The sequence below is a fragment of the Opitutaceae bacterium genome, from assembly GCA_015075305.1.
In the GTDB taxonomy this organism is placed as follows: Bacteria; Verrucomicrobiota; Verrucomicrobiia; order Opitutales; family Opitutaceae; genus UBA6669.
Genome location: JABTUS010000001.1, coordinates 264,807 through 280,579, shown reverse-complemented (window position 1 = coordinate 280,579; position 15,773 = coordinate 264,807). Strand labels below are relative to the sequence as shown.

Annotated in this window: 17 protein-coding genes; 11 read left to right on the top strand and 6 right to left on the bottom strand. The window is 60.4% G+C overall.

All coding sequences use genetic code 11. The annotated features are described in order from the left end of the window. The first annotated feature begins 141 nt into the window (after nucleotides 1-141). From HS122_01085 to HS122_01055, 7 genes are all read left to right on the top strand, one after another. Nucleotides 142-732: a sigma-70 family RNA polymerase sigma factor gene (locus tag HS122_01085; GenBank protein MBE7536990.1), complete on the top strand. Its 591-nt coding sequence runs from the start codon at nucleotides 142-144 to the stop codon at nucleotides 730-732. Further along, nucleotides 729-1,196, top strand: a complete 468-nt coding sequence (locus tag HS122_01080) for a hypothetical protein (GenBank protein MBE7536989.1) — start codon at nucleotides 729-731, stop codon at nucleotides 1,194-1,196. The genes HS122_01085 and HS122_01080 overlap by 4 nt, the downstream gene beginning before the upstream one ends. Before the next feature lie 42 nt (nucleotides 1,197-1,238). After that, nucleotides 1,239-2,981, top strand: a complete 1,743-nt coding sequence (locus HS122_01075; protein MBE7536988.1) for an RDD family protein — start codon at nucleotides 1,239-1,241, stop codon at nucleotides 2,979-2,981. 73 nt (nucleotides 2,982-3,054) lie between these two features. After that, a complete protein-coding gene (purE, locus tag HS122_01070) occupies nucleotides 3,055-3,543 on the top strand; it encodes a 5-(carboxyamino)imidazole ribonucleotide mutase (GenBank protein ID MBE7536987.1) in 489 nt (162 codons plus the stop codon). 172 nt (nucleotides 3,544-3,715) lie between these two features. Further along, nucleotides 3,716-5,302 carry a methyltransferase regulatory domain-containing protein gene (locus tag HS122_01065; protein ID MBE7536986.1) on the top strand — a complete coding sequence of 529 codons (1,587 nt, stop codon included), beginning with the start codon at nucleotides 3,716-3,718 and terminating at the stop codon, nucleotides 5,300-5,302. A gap of 104 nt (nucleotides 5,303-5,406) precedes the next feature. After that, a complete protein-coding gene (locus tag HS122_01060) occupies nucleotides 5,407-6,267 on the top strand; it encodes a glycosyltransferase (GenBank protein ID MBE7536985.1) in 861 nt (286 codons plus the stop codon). A gap of 26 nt (nucleotides 6,268-6,293) precedes the next feature. Continuing rightward, complete coding sequence (locus HS122_01055) at nucleotides 6,294-7,205, top strand: AEC family transporter (GenBank protein MBE7536984.1); 912 nt, start codon at nucleotides 6,294-6,296, stop codon at nucleotides 7,203-7,205. A gap of 8 nt (nucleotides 7,206-7,213) precedes the next feature. On the opposite strand, the gene HS122_01050 is transcribed toward HS122_01055, so the two are convergent. Both HS122_01050 and HS122_01045 read right to left on the bottom strand, forming a co-directional pair. Next, nucleotides 7,214-7,831, bottom strand: coding sequence for a hypothetical protein (locus HS122_01050; protein ID MBE7536983.1), 618 nt, complete (start codon nucleotides 7,829-7,831; stop codon nucleotides 7,214-7,216). Nucleotide 7,832: 1 nt separating this feature from the next. Next, on the bottom strand, nucleotides 7,833-9,341 hold the full coding sequence (locus HS122_01045; GenBank protein ID MBE7536982.1) for a peptide MFS transporter: 1,509 nt from the start codon (nucleotides 9,339-9,341) through the stop codon (nucleotides 7,833-7,835). 230 nt (nucleotides 9,342-9,571) lie between these two features. Between HS122_01045 and HS122_01040 the strand changes: the two genes are divergently transcribed. The 3 genes from HS122_01040 (at nucleotide 9,572) to HS122_01030 (ending at nucleotide 11,123) form a co-directional block, all read left to right on the top strand. Next, nucleotides 9,572-9,745: a hypothetical protein gene (locus HS122_01040; GenBank protein MBE7536981.1), complete on the top strand. Its 174-nt coding sequence runs from the start codon at nucleotides 9,572-9,574 to the stop codon at nucleotides 9,743-9,745. Between the two features lie 13 nt (nucleotides 9,746-9,758). Further along, nucleotides 9,759-9,941, top strand: a complete 183-nt coding sequence (locus tag HS122_01035) for a hypothetical protein (GenBank protein ID MBE7536980.1) — start codon at nucleotides 9,759-9,761, stop codon at nucleotides 9,939-9,941. A gap of 408 nt (nucleotides 9,942-10,349) precedes the next feature. Then, the gene (locus tag HS122_01030; GenBank protein MBE7536979.1) at nucleotides 10,350-11,123 is read left to right on the top strand and encodes a response regulator transcription factor; all 774 of its coding nucleotides are present in this window, start codon (nucleotides 10,350-10,352) and stop codon (nucleotides 11,121-11,123) included. A 27-nt stretch (nucleotides 11,124-11,150) separates the two neighbouring features. On the opposite strand, the gene HS122_01025 is transcribed toward HS122_01030, so the two are convergent. The 4 genes from HS122_01025 to HS122_01010 all read right to left on the bottom strand — a co-directional run bounded on the left by HS122_01025 (nucleotide 11,151) and on the right by HS122_01010 (nucleotide 14,772). Beyond that, complete coding sequence (locus HS122_01025) at nucleotides 11,151-12,080, bottom strand: prepilin peptidase (protein ID MBE7536978.1); 930 nt, start codon at nucleotides 12,078-12,080, stop codon at nucleotides 11,151-11,153. A 45-nt stretch (nucleotides 12,081-12,125) separates the two neighbouring features. Next, nucleotides 12,126-13,034 (bottom strand): shikimate dehydrogenase, encoded by a 909-nt coding sequence (gene aroE / locus HS122_01020; GenBank protein MBE7536977.1) that lies wholly within the window; start codon nucleotides 13,032-13,034, stop codon nucleotides 12,126-12,128. A 99-nt stretch (nucleotides 13,035-13,133) separates the two neighbouring features. Then, entirely contained in the window at nucleotides 13,134-14,000 is an 867-nt protein-coding gene (locus HS122_01015) for a hypothetical protein (protein MBE7536976.1), read from the bottom strand. A 70-nt stretch (nucleotides 14,001-14,070) separates the two neighbouring features. Next, nucleotides 14,071-14,772, bottom strand: a complete 702-nt coding sequence (locus tag HS122_01010) for a YggS family pyridoxal phosphate-dependent enzyme (protein ID MBE7536975.1) — start codon at nucleotides 14,770-14,772, stop codon at nucleotides 14,071-14,073. A gap of 70 nt (nucleotides 14,773-14,842) precedes the next feature. On the opposite strand from HS122_01010, the gene HS122_01005 reads away from it, so the two are divergent. Then, entirely contained in the window at nucleotides 14,843-15,745 is a 903-nt protein-coding gene (locus HS122_01005) for a LysR family transcriptional regulator (GenBank protein MBE7536974.1), read from the top strand. Nucleotides 15,746-15,773: the final 28 nt, after the last annotated feature.

The window sequence follows — 15,773 nt, the reverse complement described above, 5'->3', positions numbered from 1 at the left end:
GTTGATGTCGGAGCGGGGTGAATCGCAAACGGACGGCGGTTGAGGCTTGGCACGCGGGCAATGCCGGCCGCATGCTCGAGCTCGATTTTCTGCAACTCCCCCGTTCGGTGCCGTGTTCTGCGCATGAACGATGAACCCACAGTGCAACCTTCCTCCGCGGAGCTGAAGCCGCCGTCCGACTTCACCACCTTCATGCGCGCCTATCAGGACATGGTTTATTCCACGGCGGTGCGACTTACCGGCAACGACGCCCAGGCGGAGGACATTTCCCAGGATGTGTTTCTCAAGGCCTTTCAGCATTTCGACATGTTGAAGGAAAGCTCCACGGCCGGAGGCTGGCTCAAGACGGTGGCCACAAATCTTTCCATCAATCACCTCCAGCGCTATCGCCGCCGCTGGAAGTTTTTCTCGGAGTTCGCGAAGACGGATGATGACGGCGAGGATTCATCGCCCGTGGAATTCCCCGCCGTCGATTCAGATGTGCTCGCCTCGCTCACGCAGGTGGAGCGCCGCCAATGGATCGAGGACGCGCTTGCCAGGCTGCCTGAACACCAGCGCGTGCCGCTCGTGCTCTTCCATTTTGAAGAGCTTCCCTACGACGAGATCGCGAAGCGGCTGAGGATCTCGCTCGCCAAGGTGAAGACCGACATTCTGCGCGCACGTGCGGCGTTGGCGCAGATTCTGGTTCGCAGTCGAACCGCCTACGAAACTTCGGAGGAGACACTCGCATGAAATCCCCTGATTTCAGAAATTCCTGGGAGGACGCCCTTGATTCAGCCTTGAGGAATCTGCCACCGCGCAAGGCTCCCGCGTCGCTTGAGGATCGCGTGCTCACCGCGATAGCCGCTCATCAGGCGAAGCCCTGGTGGCAGAAGGGGTTTGCCTTCTGGCCGGCGGCTGCACGCGTCGCCTTCCTGGTCGCCAGCGCCGCGGTGATCGTCGCCACCGCATGGTTTTTCGTGCGTGGCGCAGGCAGCGCTCCGATGATGTCGCTCCAGGACTCGGTGGGTTCCGTCTTTCGCTGGTGGAGCGACGCGCGCTCGGCAATGGGTGGCGCGGCCAGAATGGCGGTCGATTCGCTTTCCCCCGCGGCGCAGCTCTGGATTTTCGCCGGTCTTGGACTTGTTGCGCTCTGCTACGCGACCTTGATCGGCACCGGTGCAGCGCTCTACCGCATTTTCGTGCGCCCGCAGTGAACGTCCGGCGCGATCCAATTGAAACCCTCTCCGATCCTCACCATGATCTCCTTTCTTCGCCGCCGCATCGCCGGCGGAATTTTCAGCCTCACAGTCCTTCTGATCCCACTGGGGATGCATTCCCAGGAGCCGGCGGTTGCGCCGGTGCAGCCGGAAACGCCGCCGGTGCCTGAACGCGCGGGCCCCGCTCCAGCCCCCGATGCGCATGCGGAGGCGCCGCCTCCTGACGATGCGCCGTCGAAGCCCGCACCGGCACGCGTCCGTTCGGGTGCGCATCGCGGCCGCCACTCCGATGTCGTTTTTGCCTTCAATCGCGATGCCCGTCACGCGGCTGGAGAAGAGACCCCGGAGGCGGTCGTTGCCGTGGGCGGGTCATGCCTTGTGGAAGGCAACGTCCGCGATGCGGTCGTGGCGGTTCTCGGCGACGCCCGTGTCGACGGTGAGGTGGGCCAGTCGGTTGTCGCCGTGTTTGGAAACACCTACATCAACAACCGGACCGATGTTGCCGTGGCGGTTTTTGGCGGGGTGGAACTCGGTCCAAAGGCTGTGGTGAGGCAGGTTGTCTCGGTGGGAGGCCCGGTCGTCCGCCAGCCGGGATCCCAGGTGCTTGGCACGCTCAACGAACTGAGCATAGTGTCGGCACTTCCGGACTACACAGGCTTCCGCGCCTGGGTGAGGAAGGGCTTGTTCCTGGCCCGTCCCCTGGCGACCGGCACCCACCTGGGCTGGGCGTGGAGCGTGGCCGGCATCTTTCTCGGGATCTATGTCCTGTTCGCCCTTGTTTTCCCGCGCGGGGTCGAGCGCTGTATTGAAACGCTTGATACACGGCCGGGCCGCAGTTTCTTTGCCGCGGTCGTCAGCCTGGTCCTTGTGCCGGTCGTTGCGGTCGTGCTCTCGCTCACCGTGGTTGGATTTTTCCTCGCCGTGGCATTGATCGCCTTCGCGATCATTTTTGGGAAGGCTGCGGTGCTGGGATGGCTTGGCAGGCGAATGATGCGCGGGCTCGGCCTGAGCGGCCTGCAGGCGGCCACGGCCCTTGCGGTGCTGCTGGGCGGCGCGCTTGCGGCGGCCATCTACCTTGTTCCCGTCGCAGGCATGATGGCCTGGATGCTCATGCTCATTCTCGCGCACGGAATCGGGGTCTACACGCTCCTGCTGAGCCTGCGCCGGCCGCGGGCTGCGGGACCCGCCGTTCCGGCGGAGGCGGAACATCGCCAGGCTTCGACCCGGGCGGAGGCTGAATCTGCGCTGGATGCATCGTCACGCGCGGGTGCGCGAGCCGGCTTCGCCGCCTCATCTGGTCCGATCGGGGAAAACATGCAGGCGCAGGAGGCTCCGCCTCTGCCGGCGGTGCCATCAGGCGAACCATTGCGCGCACCCGCCGCGGTTCCTCCGGTTCCTGGAGCATCAAGTTATGAACGCGCCGGTTTCTGGCTTCGCATGGCCGCGCTCGCGATCGATCTTGTGCTGGTTGGTTCGATGGCGGTGATGATGTCAATGGGAGCAATGTTCTTCCTCCTCGCAGGCGCGTACGGTGCCGTCATGTGGAAACTCAAGGGAACGACGATCGGCGGGATCGTGTGTGGCTTGAAGGTTGTGAGATCGGATGACCGGCCCATGGACTGGACTGTCTCGATCGTGCGCGCCCTGGGCTGCTTTCTCTCCGCATTCGTGGCCGGGCTGGGGTTCATCTGGGTGGCCTTTGATGACGAGAAGCAGGCGTGGCATGACAAGATTGCCGGCACTGTGGTTGTGCGGGTCCCTGCCGGTGTTTCCCTGGTGTGATGGGAGTGCAGTCCGCGCGGGATGGCATGACTTAGGCGTTGGCAACGGGCCGTTTGTCGGATGAGCCTTGTACATGACCACCACCACACCGCGCGTTGGGATCATCATGGGCAGCACGTCGGACTGGGCGACGATGGAGCATGCCGCGCAGATTCTCGAGCAACTCGAAATACCGTTTGAAAAGCGGGTGGTCAGCGCGCACCGGACCCCGGAGGTCATGTTTGACTACGCGAGGTCTGCGGAGTCGCGCGGGATCCGGGTCATCATTGCCGGAGCGGGTGGAGCCGCGCACCTCCCTGGCATGACGGCGTCACTGACCACGCTTCCGGTCCTCGGAGTGCCGGTTGAGAGTGCGTCGCTCAAAGGGGTGGATTCGCTCTACTCGATTGTTCAGATGCCCGGTGGCGTTCCTGTGGCCACGTTTGCCATTGGCAAGGCTGGTGCAATCAATGCGGGTCTGTTTGCTGCGTCGATTCTCGCCGGAACGGATCAACGCATCGATGGCGCCTTGAAGGAATTCCGCGCGGCTCAAACCGCGAAAGTGAAGGCATCGACCGTTTGATCGGAGTTCATCCGCACCTGGCGGACAGCCCAAAATTTGCCATCCGAAAGGATGAGTAATCGCGCGCTGACCGAGCGACTTTGCGCAGCGGAAGTTTTTGTGGAGCGGAAACTTCAGAAAGTCGGGAGATTTTTGCTGGCGCTCCGTGATCGCATCTGGGAGATTTGCGGGAATGTCCATTAACACTTACGACGAAGTCCCTTACCCAAGTTCATCCTTTCCTCAGACCCATCCCATCAAGCTGGCCACGATCGCCCGCCTGTTTGGCATGAGCCCCGCACGCCCTGACAATTGCAATGTGCTGGAGCTGGGTTGCGCTGATGGTGCAAATATTATTCCATTCGCGCAGCTCTATCCGAACAGCTCATTTGTGGGTGTCGATCTTTCGGCCCGTCAGGTGGAAAGCGGCCAGAAGGCCATCGCCGAAGTGGGCCTGACGAATGTCACCCTTCAGAACAAGAACATCCTGGAGTTTGATCCGGAAGGTAAGAAATTTGATTTCATCATTGTGCACGGAATCTTCAGCTGGGTTCCGGAGGATGTCCGCAACAAGATCCTCAGCATTTGCGAAAACACGCTGACCGACAACGGCGTCGCCTACATCAGTTACAATGCGCTGCCGGGATGGCACATGCGCGGCATGATTCGCGACATGATGTTGTTCCATACGCAGCAGTTTGCGGACATTCAGCAGCGCATCGGTCAGTCCCGTGCGCTGGTCAAGTTCCTGGCGGATTCGGTTCCAACGGAAAACAATCCCTACGGGCAGTTCCTCAAGAACGAGCTGACGTCGATGCAGGGCTGGGCTGACGGCTATCTGCGGCACGACTTCCTCGAGGAGGAAAACAAGGCGTTCTATTTCCACGATTTCGTGGAGACCGCGGCGAAGCACAACCTGCAGTATCTCGGTGAACCCGAGCTCAGCGCGATGCTGGCGTCGAATTTTTCGCAGCAGGTGCAGGAGACCCTGCAGAAGGTCGGGCGCAACATCATCGCGATGGAGCAGTACATGGATTTCCTGCGCAATCGCATGTTCCGCATGACTCTCCTTGTGAAGAAGGATTCCAAGCTGAGCCGCACGATTGACGCGGCAATTCTGAAGGAGCTCGCCTTCGGCGCCCTGGCGCGTCCCACGAAGGAGGATGTCAACCTCCAGGCGGGCCAGAAGGAGGAATTCCGGTTGTCCAGCGGCGTCACCTTCACGTCGGACAGCGCCTTGGTGAAGGCGATCATTCTGTCGCTCCATCAGGCCGGGCTGAACCACATCTCGTTTGGCGAACTCATGGCGGCGGTGCGCGGACGCCTGAATCAGGGTGGTTCGGCGATCCGCGAGGCGGGACACGAAGCCCGCGAGGAGGCCGTCATCGCCCAGCAGCTGCTGCTCCTGTACAGCCGCGGACTGGTGGAGATTGTCTTCACGGCGCATCCCAGTGTGACAATCAAGAACGAAGGCCACCTGAAAGCCACGGCCTTTGCGCGCTATCAGGCGCTCAATGAGCCCCGGCATGTCACCAACCTCCGCCATGTGTCGATCCGCATGGATGCCTTCTCCCGCCACGTGCTTTCGTTGATTGACGGCACCCGTGATGCGAATCAGATCGCGGAGGGAATGGCCGAGAAGGTGAAGGCCGGCCTCTTCACGGTTCAGGACGGCGGCAAGAACGTCACGGACACCGAGCAGTTGAAGGCGCTCCTCCTGCCGCGCGTGAACGCTGTCATCGTCCAGGTTTCGCACATGGCGTTCCTGCAGTCCGCCTAAGTCCGGATCAACCCGACTCTTCGTCTCCGCCTGCTGAAAAAGAGGCGGAGACTTTTTTTGTCGGCGAACCGGCGTTTGCGCGACATTCTGGAAGGACTGCAGGTATGGCTCGATTTTCAATTGTCACGCCTTCGCTGGATCAGGCGGACTTTCTTCGCGCCTCGATTGAGAGCGTGCGTGCGCAGGACGGCGTCTCGGTCGAGCACGTCGTGCGCGATGGCGGATCGAAAGACGGATCGCTGGCGATTCTCTCTGGCTATGGGTCGAAGCTCCGCTGGTGCAGCGGTCCCGATGGTGGTCAGGCCGCTGCGATCAATGCAGGTCTTCGGGAAACGAGCGGTGACATCTGCGCCTACCTCAACAGCGACGACGTTCTTGAGCCTGGCACCCTGGCAGCGGTGGAGGAGGTCTTTGAGAGGTTCCCCGAGGTGGATGTCGTCTATGGCGACGCCTGGTTCATCGATGCTGAAGGCAGGCGCCTGCGCCGGTATCCGACGGTGCCTTTCGATTTGGAGACGCTGGTCCAGCACTGTTTCATCTGTCAGCCAGCGGCGTTCTGGCGGCGCTCGGTGCATGAACGGTGGGGATGGTTTGACGCCGGCTATGACAACGCCTTCGACTATGAATTCTGGCTGCGCCTGGCGAACCAGGGGGCGCGTTTCCATTATCTCTCGGCGGATCTTGCCGCGTCGCGGGAGCATCCGGCGACAAAAACGCAGCGCCAGCGCGGAGCGATCTTCAGGGAGATCCGAATGATGCAAATGCGGCACCTAGGCTACTGCGGACGCAACTGGTGGGAGCAGTCGCTCCGCCACCAGCGCGACGAGTGCGATGGGTGGCTGGCCCGGTTGCTGCCCGGCACCCAGGGTGACCGCCTTTATGGCCTGGCCTGGTGGCCCTACGTGTTCTGCAGGAGGCGGCTGGGAGGGCCGCTGTTTTACCGCCCCGGGCACTGGCGGGCCTGAGTGGGTGCCGCACGCGCTTCATCATCGTGGAAATCTTCGTCATACTCGGGCCGGTTTTTCTGCTCATTGGGCTCGGGGCCGGCCTCCAGCGCGCCCAATTCTTTGGCTCCTCGTTCCTTGGGGATGCCAACCGGCTGACCTATTGGGTCGGGCTGCCCGCCCTCATTTTTCTCAACCTCGCGAAGGCGGACTATGGCACGGTTGCGGGGAGCCGGCTGATGGTGACGCTGCTGCTGGCCACGTTCCTTTGTGTCGTGCTTGGCGCGCTGACGTCACGCGCTCTTGGAGTGAAGCCGGAGGGGATGGGAACCTGGACCCAGGCGGCGTTCCGCGGCAATCTGGTGTTTGTCGGATTGCCCCTGATCCTGACCATGCCGGGCGTGCCGGTCGCCGCCGCGATTGTCGCGCTCGCACCCCTCCTGGTCGTTTACAATGGATTCTCGATCGGGCTGCTGCTTTTCAGCCAGCATCGCGGCTCCGCAGGCATGGGTCTCATGGTGCTGGGCGGAATCGTGCGCAATCCGATCATCATTGCCAGCGCGGCCGGCGGCGTGGCGCATTTTCTGAAGTTCTCCCTCTGGCTGCCGGCTGACAGAAGCCTTGAGCTGGTTTCGCGGATGGCGGTGCCGCTTGCGCTCATGTGCATTGGAGGATCGCTGGTGGCGACGCCGATTCGCGAGGGCCGCGGGATCGCGCTGCTTGCCGCGGTCTTCAAGACGATCGCGTCTCCACTTATTGGATACGCGGTGGGCCGGATCTCGGGACTGGATGCAGGGGAGATGAGGGTCGTTCTTGTGCTGATGGCGTGTCCCACGGCCGCCGCCTCGTACACGATGGTGAGGGAGCTCGGCGGTGATGAAAACATCGCGGCGGGTGCAATCGTGCTGAGCACGCTGCTCTCGATGGGCTCCCTGGCCGTCATTCTGACGGCGATCTGACGGAATAGTCAGGACCAGGTGTAGTTGAAGCTTATGCTTATCCGCTCGGCGCCGGAGCGATTTTGCGCGACTTCATGCCGCAGCCAGCTCTCGAAGAGAATCACACTGCCCGCGGTCGCGGGGTAGGTGACATGGGTGCGATTGACGTCGCGGGCGTCCGCGCGCTTGGGTGGCGCGGCCATCAGGTGGGCGAGGCGCGGGTCCTCGAACTTGAGCCCGGGGCATGACTGGGGGGTGACAACGTAGTAGGTCCCGCTGATGAAGGAAAGCGGATGCAGGTGCATGGAGTGGGCTGCGTTCCGTGGCATGATGTTCACCCAGCAGTCCGACATCGTGATCGTCCTGCCGGCGAGATCCATGTCGAGTTCGCGGGCGAACGCCCGGACATGCCGCGTCAGCTTTTTTTCCAGCCGTTCGAAGGAGCTCGAAAAGCGATGCAGGGTGTTCATCGACGCGTAGCTCGTGTAGCCATCCGGGTAGTTTCTCTCGGACCATTTCCGGCCCGCGCGGTCGAATGCCCGGAGCTTGCGGCACTCCTCGGCAAGATCGGCATTCAGGCGTTCGATGCCGGCGGCCTGAAGCGGTTCGCAATAGATGAACGTGGAAAACCAGGCGCGTGTGCTCATGTCATCGGACTCCACCCATCAGTCTCCGGGTCCAGGGAACGAGGACCAGCATGGCCAGGGTTGCCGCTCCGACAAAGAGCGCCTGATTGAGGAAGAATTGGGCGAGGCGGTCCGGGTTTGTGGATGTGAAGTTGCCGGCGAGAACACCCGCGAGCTTGTTTCCCAGCGCTGCGGCAAGGAACCAGATTCCCATCACGAGCCCCATCAGTCTTGGCGGCGCCAGCTTTGTCATCGTGCTCAGGCCGACAGGGCTCAGCAGCATCTCCCCCACGGTCTGGAGAAAGAAAAGAACGAGCAGCCAGTACGGTGCGACCTTGCCCTCGACCGTCAATCTGGCGGCGGGCACCATCCAGAGGAACGACAGGCCGACGAAGAAAATTCCGAGGGTGAATTTCAGCGGGCTGGATGGTTGCCGGGGACCGAGCCGAAGCCAGAGCCAGGCGAAGATCGGTGCGAGGATGATGACCCAGATCGAATTCACGGACTGCCACCAGGACGAGGGGAAGGCATGGCCGCCCAGGTCATTTTGCGTGAGGCGATCCGCAAAAAGACTGATCGACGAGCCGGTCTGTTCAAACAGCGCCCAGAAGATTTCAGCCGCGATGAAGAAGATCAGTATTGCGGCGATGCGCTTGCTATCGGGGCTGGGGCGAAAGGCGAAGAAGATGACGGCTCCCACCTGCACGGCAAAGATGAACCAGACCAGGCTGGCATGGTCGTCACTCAGCCGCATGACAATGATGAGGGCGAGCGAACCCAGGGCGACGAGGGCGAGTTTTCCCCAGGGCCGTCGCCGTCCGTCCGCGTGCGCCGGGGCGTTTCCGACATGGGACAGCCAGTGCAGCCTTTTCAGATAGATGAACAGTCCAAGGGTCATGCCGATTCCAGCGGCTGCAAAGCCCCAGTGCCAGGATGAGTGCGGTGTGATTCCCCAGGACTCAAGGATGCTTTTCCATCCAGCGCTCTGCGCCAGGTAGCCGGTGACGAGCGGTGCGGCAAAGGCGCCGATATTGATCCCCATATAGAAGATCGAAAAGCCCGCATCGCGGCGTTCATCGGCGTCCGAGTAGAGACTGCCGACCATGGTGGATATGTTGGGCTTCAGCAGGCCGGTCCCGATGGCGATCAAGGTGAGTCCGGCGAAGAACGTGGGTGTCGACGGTACCGCCATGGAGAAGTGACCGCAGGCTATGATCACCCCTCCCCAAAGGACCGCCCGCCTTGCACCGATGAAATTGTCGGCGATGAATCCGCCGAGAATGCAGAGCAGATACACGCTCATCGTGTAGGTGCCATAGATCGATGTGGCCTGGCGGGTCTGGTACCCCATTCCACCGCGGGAAACGGATTCCACCATGTAAAGCACGAGCAGGGCCCGCATGCCGTAGTAGCTGAAACGCTCCCACATTTCCGTCAGAAACAGTGGAGCGAGGCCGCGAGGGTGACCCAAGATCTCAGTGCGTGCGTTTGATGGATGCGTGGGAAGGGGGGACCCCAACGAGGAACTCATAGGCGTGTGCGAGGTTTGGACGGGCTTCCGCAGAGGGCAAAGCCGAAACTTCCGGCGAAGGAGTCGCTTGCTTTCCGGAGACATGTCCGGAGCGCCCTAAACCGGGTCATTTGCAGCCTTCCGTTTGGCGGGATGGGGTTTCATTAAGTTGGTCGGCGCGCGGGGGGAAGCTTAGGGTTTCGCGTTGAAATCAAAAGCCTCGAGCCCTGCGTGACCAGTTGATCAATACAATGAAAACACTGACTCAGGAGGAAGCATCGCGCGTAACCGGAGGGGAGCCGTTCTCGTTGAGTACGGCGATCGCGATTGCGATATTTGGTGCTGCGGCATATGTTGGAAAAGACATCTACCAGCATTGGGGCGAGTTCAAAGATGCCGTCGCTGACGGCTGGAACAACGTTTGAGGAGGATCTTGAAATGAAAACACTTCCTCAAAATGAACTTACCTTGGTCTCGGGTGGTGGAGGAGAGCCGGTCTATGTCGACATAGGCCAGTTTGTGGGAGGCTACGCGAAATCCATCGTTCAGCACTGGTACCTTGGACCATTGGCCGGGACCTATGCCTTCTTTGATTCGCTTGCGTATGCCTTTGAAGACTAGAAATTAATCAGCAAGGGGCGAACAGGAATTGCGGGAGTCTGCGGCTTGTTCGCCTCCTCACACCCCATGAAACTTAGATACAAAGAAATCATCATTGGCGTCGTGATCGGCTGGATTGGAGCCATGATCCTGACGAAATACTGGATTCAGATTAAGGATTTCCTCCATTCCCTGTTCTGATGGGCAAATCGGAAAATTGAGTGGAATAAGCTTTTAATGCACTGAAGTTGCATCGTGATGTTTGCCTGCATCATGATCAAGGAATCCTTACATCAATGCGTCCCGACTCCTTCCTGTCCGGATTGCAAACCCGAAAGTACGGTCGACTCCTGTGCGTCACACCCAACTCAATGGGATTCGTTGGATGAAGCATCCGCGAATAGTCCGAGTCGGCACAGAGTCAGATCCGTGTTGGTCGCGCATGACGACCGCATGGTCATCGGCATCCTGCGGCGGTCCCTGTCGCTGGAGTTTCCCTGGGCGAGCACAGGGGAATCGTCGTCGGTCACTTCACTGCGGAACAGCGTGCTTGCCGCGTCTCCTGACCTGGTGATCGCATCTGTTGACCTGCCGGGTGGGGACCTCTTCTCCGTGTTGAGCACGCTGCGATCCGAGTCCGCCTGCAATCGTTTCTTATTCCTCACTCCGCGCTGCAACTATCAGATTGTACAGTCGATGCGCCTGCTCCGCGCATGCGGGGCCGTTGATACGACGTCGGATGACATCGGTGGTTTCCGAAATGCGCTTCGGCGAATCGACAGTGGGCAGAACTATTGGAGCGGGAGCCTTCGGCCGATGCTCGAAGGCTCGGCACCCGCGGCGGCGGCGCTTCGCCGCCTGACACCCCGGGAGTTGTACCTGTTCGCGATTCTTGGCGATGGATGCAGCGACGATGTGGCGGGCGCGATGGTAAACCTGTCGGAGCAGTCGGTTCACTCCTACCGCAAGCGGCTCCACACCAAGCTTGGGATCCAGCACAGGGGGGCGTTGATTTCACGCGCATTCCAGTATGGCTTGGTGCGGGCGACGCCCGAGGGCGTCGATCGGCCGGGTTTGGATCTGCTTCGTGCGCGTTGCGCATCGTCGCGGCGGGGCAGCACAACACGCTCGACACGCGCTTCTGCGACAGAGATCGAAGCGACGCGTTCGATTGTCGCGTCCAGTTCGGGCGGGAGTCTTTGAGGCTTCAGCCGTCGCAAAGCAATTTGCTCACCGCGACGTGATCGCGTGCAGGATCAGCGCGAGATCCGAGAGGTAGCGATCAAACCGGCCATGTGCGATCAGGAAGTAGATGCCTGCCGCAATCGCGAGCATCGGTCCAAAGGGGACATGCATGCCCAGAGCCAGTTCGGCCGGTTTGCCGTCGGGAGTTTCGGCAGGAGGAGCGATGTTGGCGCGCGGACCGGCAATCTGTTTCCAGAGGAGGGCGAGCACGAACCAGACCGTCCCGACCATGGCTCCTCCAAATAGGCTGAAAAGCGTGCCCTGCCAGCCGCAGAACGCTCCAATCGCACCCATGAATTTGACGTCGCCGAAGCCCATGGCCTCCTTTTTCAGGACTGCTTCAGCGAGCAGGGCTATCCATAGGACCATTCCGGAACCGATCAGAATACCCAGCATGGAATCTGTTCCGGCCTGGATGACATTGGCGAGGTGATCGCCACCCTGGTGGCCGTGCAGCGCTGGCACGGCCAGCGACATCAGCATGCCGGCCACCGCGCCGCCGACGGTGAAAGCGTCGGGAATGATCAGGTGATCCAGATCTATGAACGTCGCGCAAACCAAACCGCTCAGAAACACCCAGCCCGCAATCGCCTTGGCTGGCGGAAAGACGAGCCAGCTCCACAGAAACAGCCCGGCGACGAGCATTTCTACGAACGGGTAGCGAAACGAATAGGGGCGGCCGCAGCAGCGCGCCCTGCCCCTGAGGATGAACCAGCTCAGGACGGGGATGTTGTCGTGGAATGCGATGGGAGTGCCGCAGGCGCATTGCGAGCGAGGGCGGACAATCGATCTGCCCATGGGTACGCGGTGAATGACGACGTTTAGGAAACTTCCGACCACAGCGCCCAGAATCCCGGACAGAACTGCAAAGAACACGGGAAATGCCTCAACCAGGCCGGCGTACTCGGAAAACATGGATGGGTGCATTTCGACGATCGGAGAACCGATGTCAAATAGCTGTCACCGTCCCATCGCCTGCACGGCCGCCGTGCGCATGGCTCTGACGGGCACGTCGGATTCCGACCAGATTTCGAGCGCACGCACTCCCTGGTGGACAAGCATTGACAGCCCGTTGGCGGTGGGAATTCCCATTCGACTCGCACTGGCCAGCAAAGGAGTCTCCGCAGGATTGTAGATCATGTCATAGACACCGGAAGGCGGGGGGATTGATTCGAGAATGATGGGAGGCGCGTCATCGGGACGAAGGCCGGCACTCGTGGCGTTGATGACCAGCGCGTGCAACGGCAGGTCTGCCGGAGGGGACGATGGATTGAAGCCGTGCAAGGGAATCCGGCCGGCGGTCCCATGGAGCTCGCTGAGCAGGCGAACAAGGTTTTCCTGGGTACGGTTGCCGATCCACAGGGCCCGGCATTCCTGGCGCAGGCATTCCACCGCTGCGCCGCGCGCGGCACCTCCGGCGCCAAGGAGGATGATTTCCTTGTCCCTCAGGTGAATGCCAAGCGTTTCCTTGACCGCCATGGTAAGGCCGTAGCCGTCCGTGTTGAAACCCTTCCAACCTCCGGATTCGCGCTTCAGGGTATTGACAGCTCCGATGGGCACTGCGGCGGGGTCGATGGACGCCACCTGTGCGAAGGCCAGGACCTTGTGTGGAACCGTCAGATTCAATCCGAGAAAACCACGGGCATGCAGGCGGTGCAAAGCCGTGGGCAAATCCTGGGGAGGGACATCGAATCGAACATAACTCCAGTTGGAGAATCCGGGATTCCGAAGGGCCATTTCGGCCAGCGCGGCGTTGTGCATCGCCGGACTGATTGAGTGCCTGATCGGATGACCCAGCACCGCCAGATGGACGCCATCCGGACGCCATGCATCCAGGTCATTGAGGGTGAGGACCGCGCTTGTAGCCATGAACGGTTGCAGGCAGGTGTTGCAGGGAATGCGCTGCAATTCAATTCCGCAGAGGCTCCGCGAGGCGGTGTCTGTCAGCGCGGCGACCGGGACAGCTGCTCAAGCCGAATGACGGGCGTGCGTATTCTCAAATTCCTCAACAAAGGAGGCGAAGAGCTTCGCCTGTTCGAGGAGTCCCGCGGCGGTGAAATGATTGATCAGGTTGCGGCAGGTCCGGCAGAGCACCTCACGAACGGGCGTGGGTGCAAGCTGGCCGGGATTCGCAGGGTGCCCGTAGAGCTTGAATCGAAGCGCCATTTCGCCGGCATTGCGAAAGGTGCCGCCGTCGAAGGCGTCGACAAAGAAGGGCTTTTCATCGAGAAAACAGCCGATCACGAAATGGCTCGGCAGACCGACCGGCTCCAGGGAAAATCCGAGCCTCTGGGCCACCAGGAGGTACACCGTGCAAAGTGAAATGGGAATGCCCTTGCGGCGAAGCAGCACCTTGTGAAGGAAGCTGTTTTCGGGATCCGAGTAGTGCTCAAGGTTGGCGTGGAATCCGAACTCGTGAAAGAGCACGCGGTTCATCACCCGGCACTTCTCCCTCGCACTGGACGGTTCGGCTGTGAGCTCGCGGCAGCGCGAGGCGATTTCATCGAGCTGCCGGCAGACGTCGGCGACTTCGATGTCGGGGTAGATGGTGCGCCCCATCAACAATGCCCCGGTCTCCAGTTCGTAGCTCAGCGACCTCACGAAGGCGCGAAACTCCTCGATGGGATCGCGAATCTTGAGCTCGTTCAGGTACCAGCGCGCATGCGAAGCCAGGATCCGGTTTGAACCGATGGCGATCTCCTTGAGCAGTTGTGCCGCCGCAATCGATTGCGCAGTGAAGTGGGCAAGCAGCGCCTTGCGCGTTGCTGCTGACTGATCGTCGAGCAGCGTCAGAAGCGCGGCTTTCTGCCTGGAATCGAAGGAGGGCGCGGGCACGTTTGAAGGAAAGGTTCTTTCATTCCTGATGCCAACAGCAAAGGGAGTTTCCGGACTGAAGCCATTGATTCTAAATGGGAGGCCGCGCACCGAACAGGGCGGAGCCTACGCGCACCTGCGTGCTTCCTTCGGCAATTGCAATTTCCATATCCGAACTCATTCCCATCGACAGCTCCGGAAGGGCGACAGAAAAGCGCGCGCAGAGTTCATCCCGGATTTCCCGCAATCTTGAAAATGTGCGCCTTGCGACCTCGGAATCCTCGCTGAGCGGAGCAATTGTCATGAGGCCTTCCACCCGGAGGTTCGGCTGCTGGAGCGCGCCTTCGATCAGTCCTGGTGCATCTTCGGGATCGATGCCGAACTTGGCGGGATCATTGCCGGAGTTTACCTGCAGCAGAATGGGAAGAATCTTCCCGATCGCTGCCGCCTCCCGCTGCAGGGCCCGGACGAGTTTCTCACTGTCGACGCTCTGAATCCGGTCAAACCATCTGACCGCGAGCCGCGCCTTGTTTGATTGCAGGTGTCCGATCAATTCCCAGCGGAGGCCGGGCGGCCCCAGAGGAATTTTTTCGCAAGCCTCCTGAACCCGGTTCTCCCCCACGCTCTTGAGTCCGAATCGGGCTGCGTGGTGGGCGGCTTCAACCGGATGGGTTTTTGTCACCGCCATGAGGCTCACGTCTCGCTCGGAGCGACCGCAACGAGCGCAGGCCTCGGAAATTTTTTCAACGACGCGACAGGCGGCTGCGTGAAAATCCTCATACGATGTTTGCATCAATAAAGAAGTTTTAATGGATTGCCCTTTGATAAGGTCAGATTATAACTCGGGAGATTCCGGTCTCATCATGCAGATAGATAATTTCAAGATTTTCTCGGATCTGGTCGAAACCAAGAGTTTTTCGAAATCGGCCAAAATCAACGGTATCACACAGTCCGCTGTCAGTCAGCAGGCCCGGGCGATGGAACGCCATTTCAAGGCCTTGCTGATAGACCGCAGCCAAAAGCAGTTTCAACTCACCCGGGAGGGGCAGCGCGTGTACGAGTCCGCCAAGGAATTGCTGCACACCTATGACAAGCTCAATTCCGAGCTTCAGGAAATGAAGAAGGTCATCAGCGGTGTGATTCGGATTTCCACAATTTATTCGATCGGCCTGCACGAGCTCCCTCCCTACATCAAGCGATTCCTGAATGATTTCCCGTCCGTCAACGTGCGCGTGGAGTACCGGCGGTCGAATCTGGTCTATGAGGACATTCTCCACAATTCCGTCGATTTCGGCCTTGTGGCCTTTCCCGTCAAGCAGCGGCAGATTGAAGCGATACCCTTCCGGAATGACCGGCTGGTGGTGATCACGCATCCCAGCCACCCACTGGCAAAACAGTCCGCGGAGATCCAGTTGAGTGATCTGGCCGCCCAGAAGTTCATTGGCTTCGACCCGGACATTCCCACCCGCAAGGCGGTCGACCAGATTTTCCGCGACAACCGGCTCGAGATTGAACCGGTGATGGAATTCGACAATATCGAGACGGTCAAACGAGCGGTGGAGATAGATCACGGCATCGCGATCGTTCCCCATGCGACTGTCATTCAGGAAAGCAGGCAGGGCACGCTCGCTGTTCTTAGATTCAAGGAGAGGGAGTTCACGCGGCCGCTCGCCATTCTCCACCGCAAAGGGCGCGTGCTGACGCCGGCGATGAAGAAATTTGTCGATACACTGGGCATGGACCTGCCAGAGGCGAGGGAGCTCTAGGTCGGGTGGCTTTTCGACGCAGGACGTT

Bases quoted from the DNA above. Each gene is read 5' to 3' on its own strand.
- HS122_01080 (MBE7536989.1), top strand. From the start codon at position 729: ATGAAATCCCCTGATTTCAGAAATTCCTGGGAGGACGCCCTTGATTCA.
- HS122_01075 (MBE7536988.1), top strand. From the start codon at position 1,239: ATGATCTCCTTTCTTCGCCGCCGCATCGCCGGCGGAATTTTCAGCCTC.
- purE (MBE7536987.1), top strand. From the start codon at position 3,055: ATGACCACCACCACACCGCGCGTTGGGATCATCATGGGCAGCACGTCG.
- HS122_01065 (MBE7536986.1), top strand. From the start codon at position 3,716: ATGTCCATTAACACTTACGACGAAGTCCCTTACCCAAGTTCATCCTTT.
- HS122_01060 (MBE7536985.1), top strand. From the start codon at position 5,407: ATGGCTCGATTTTCAATTGTCACGCCTTCGCTGGATCAGGCGGACTTT.
- HS122_01050 (MBE7536983.1), bottom strand. From the start codon at position 7,831: ATGAGCACACGCGCCTGGTTTTCCACGTTCATCTATTGCGAACCGCTT.
- HS122_01045 (MBE7536982.1), bottom strand. From the start codon at position 9,341: ATGAGTTCCTCGTTGGGGTCCCCCCTTCCCACGCATCCATCAAACGCA.
- HS122_01040 (MBE7536981.1), top strand. From the start codon at position 9,572: ATGAAAACACTGACTCAGGAGGAAGCATCGCGCGTAACCGGAGGGGAG.
- HS122_01035 (MBE7536980.1), top strand. From the start codon at position 9,759: ATGAAAACACTTCCTCAAAATGAACTTACCTTGGTCTCGGGTGGTGGA.
- HS122_01025 (MBE7536978.1), bottom strand. From the start codon at position 12,080: ATGTTTTCCGAGTACGCCGGCCTGGTTGAGGCATTTCCCGTGTTCTTT.
- aroE (MBE7536977.1), bottom strand. From the start codon at position 13,034: ATGGCTACAAGCGCGGTCCTCACCCTCAATGACCTGGATGCATGGCGT.
- HS122_01010 (MBE7536975.1), bottom strand. From the start codon at position 14,772: ATGCAAACATCGTATGAGGATTTTCACGCAGCCGCCTGTCGCGTCGTT.
- HS122_01005 (MBE7536974.1), top strand. From the start codon at position 14,843: ATGCAGATAGATAATTTCAAGATTTTCTCGGATCTGGTCGAAACCAAG.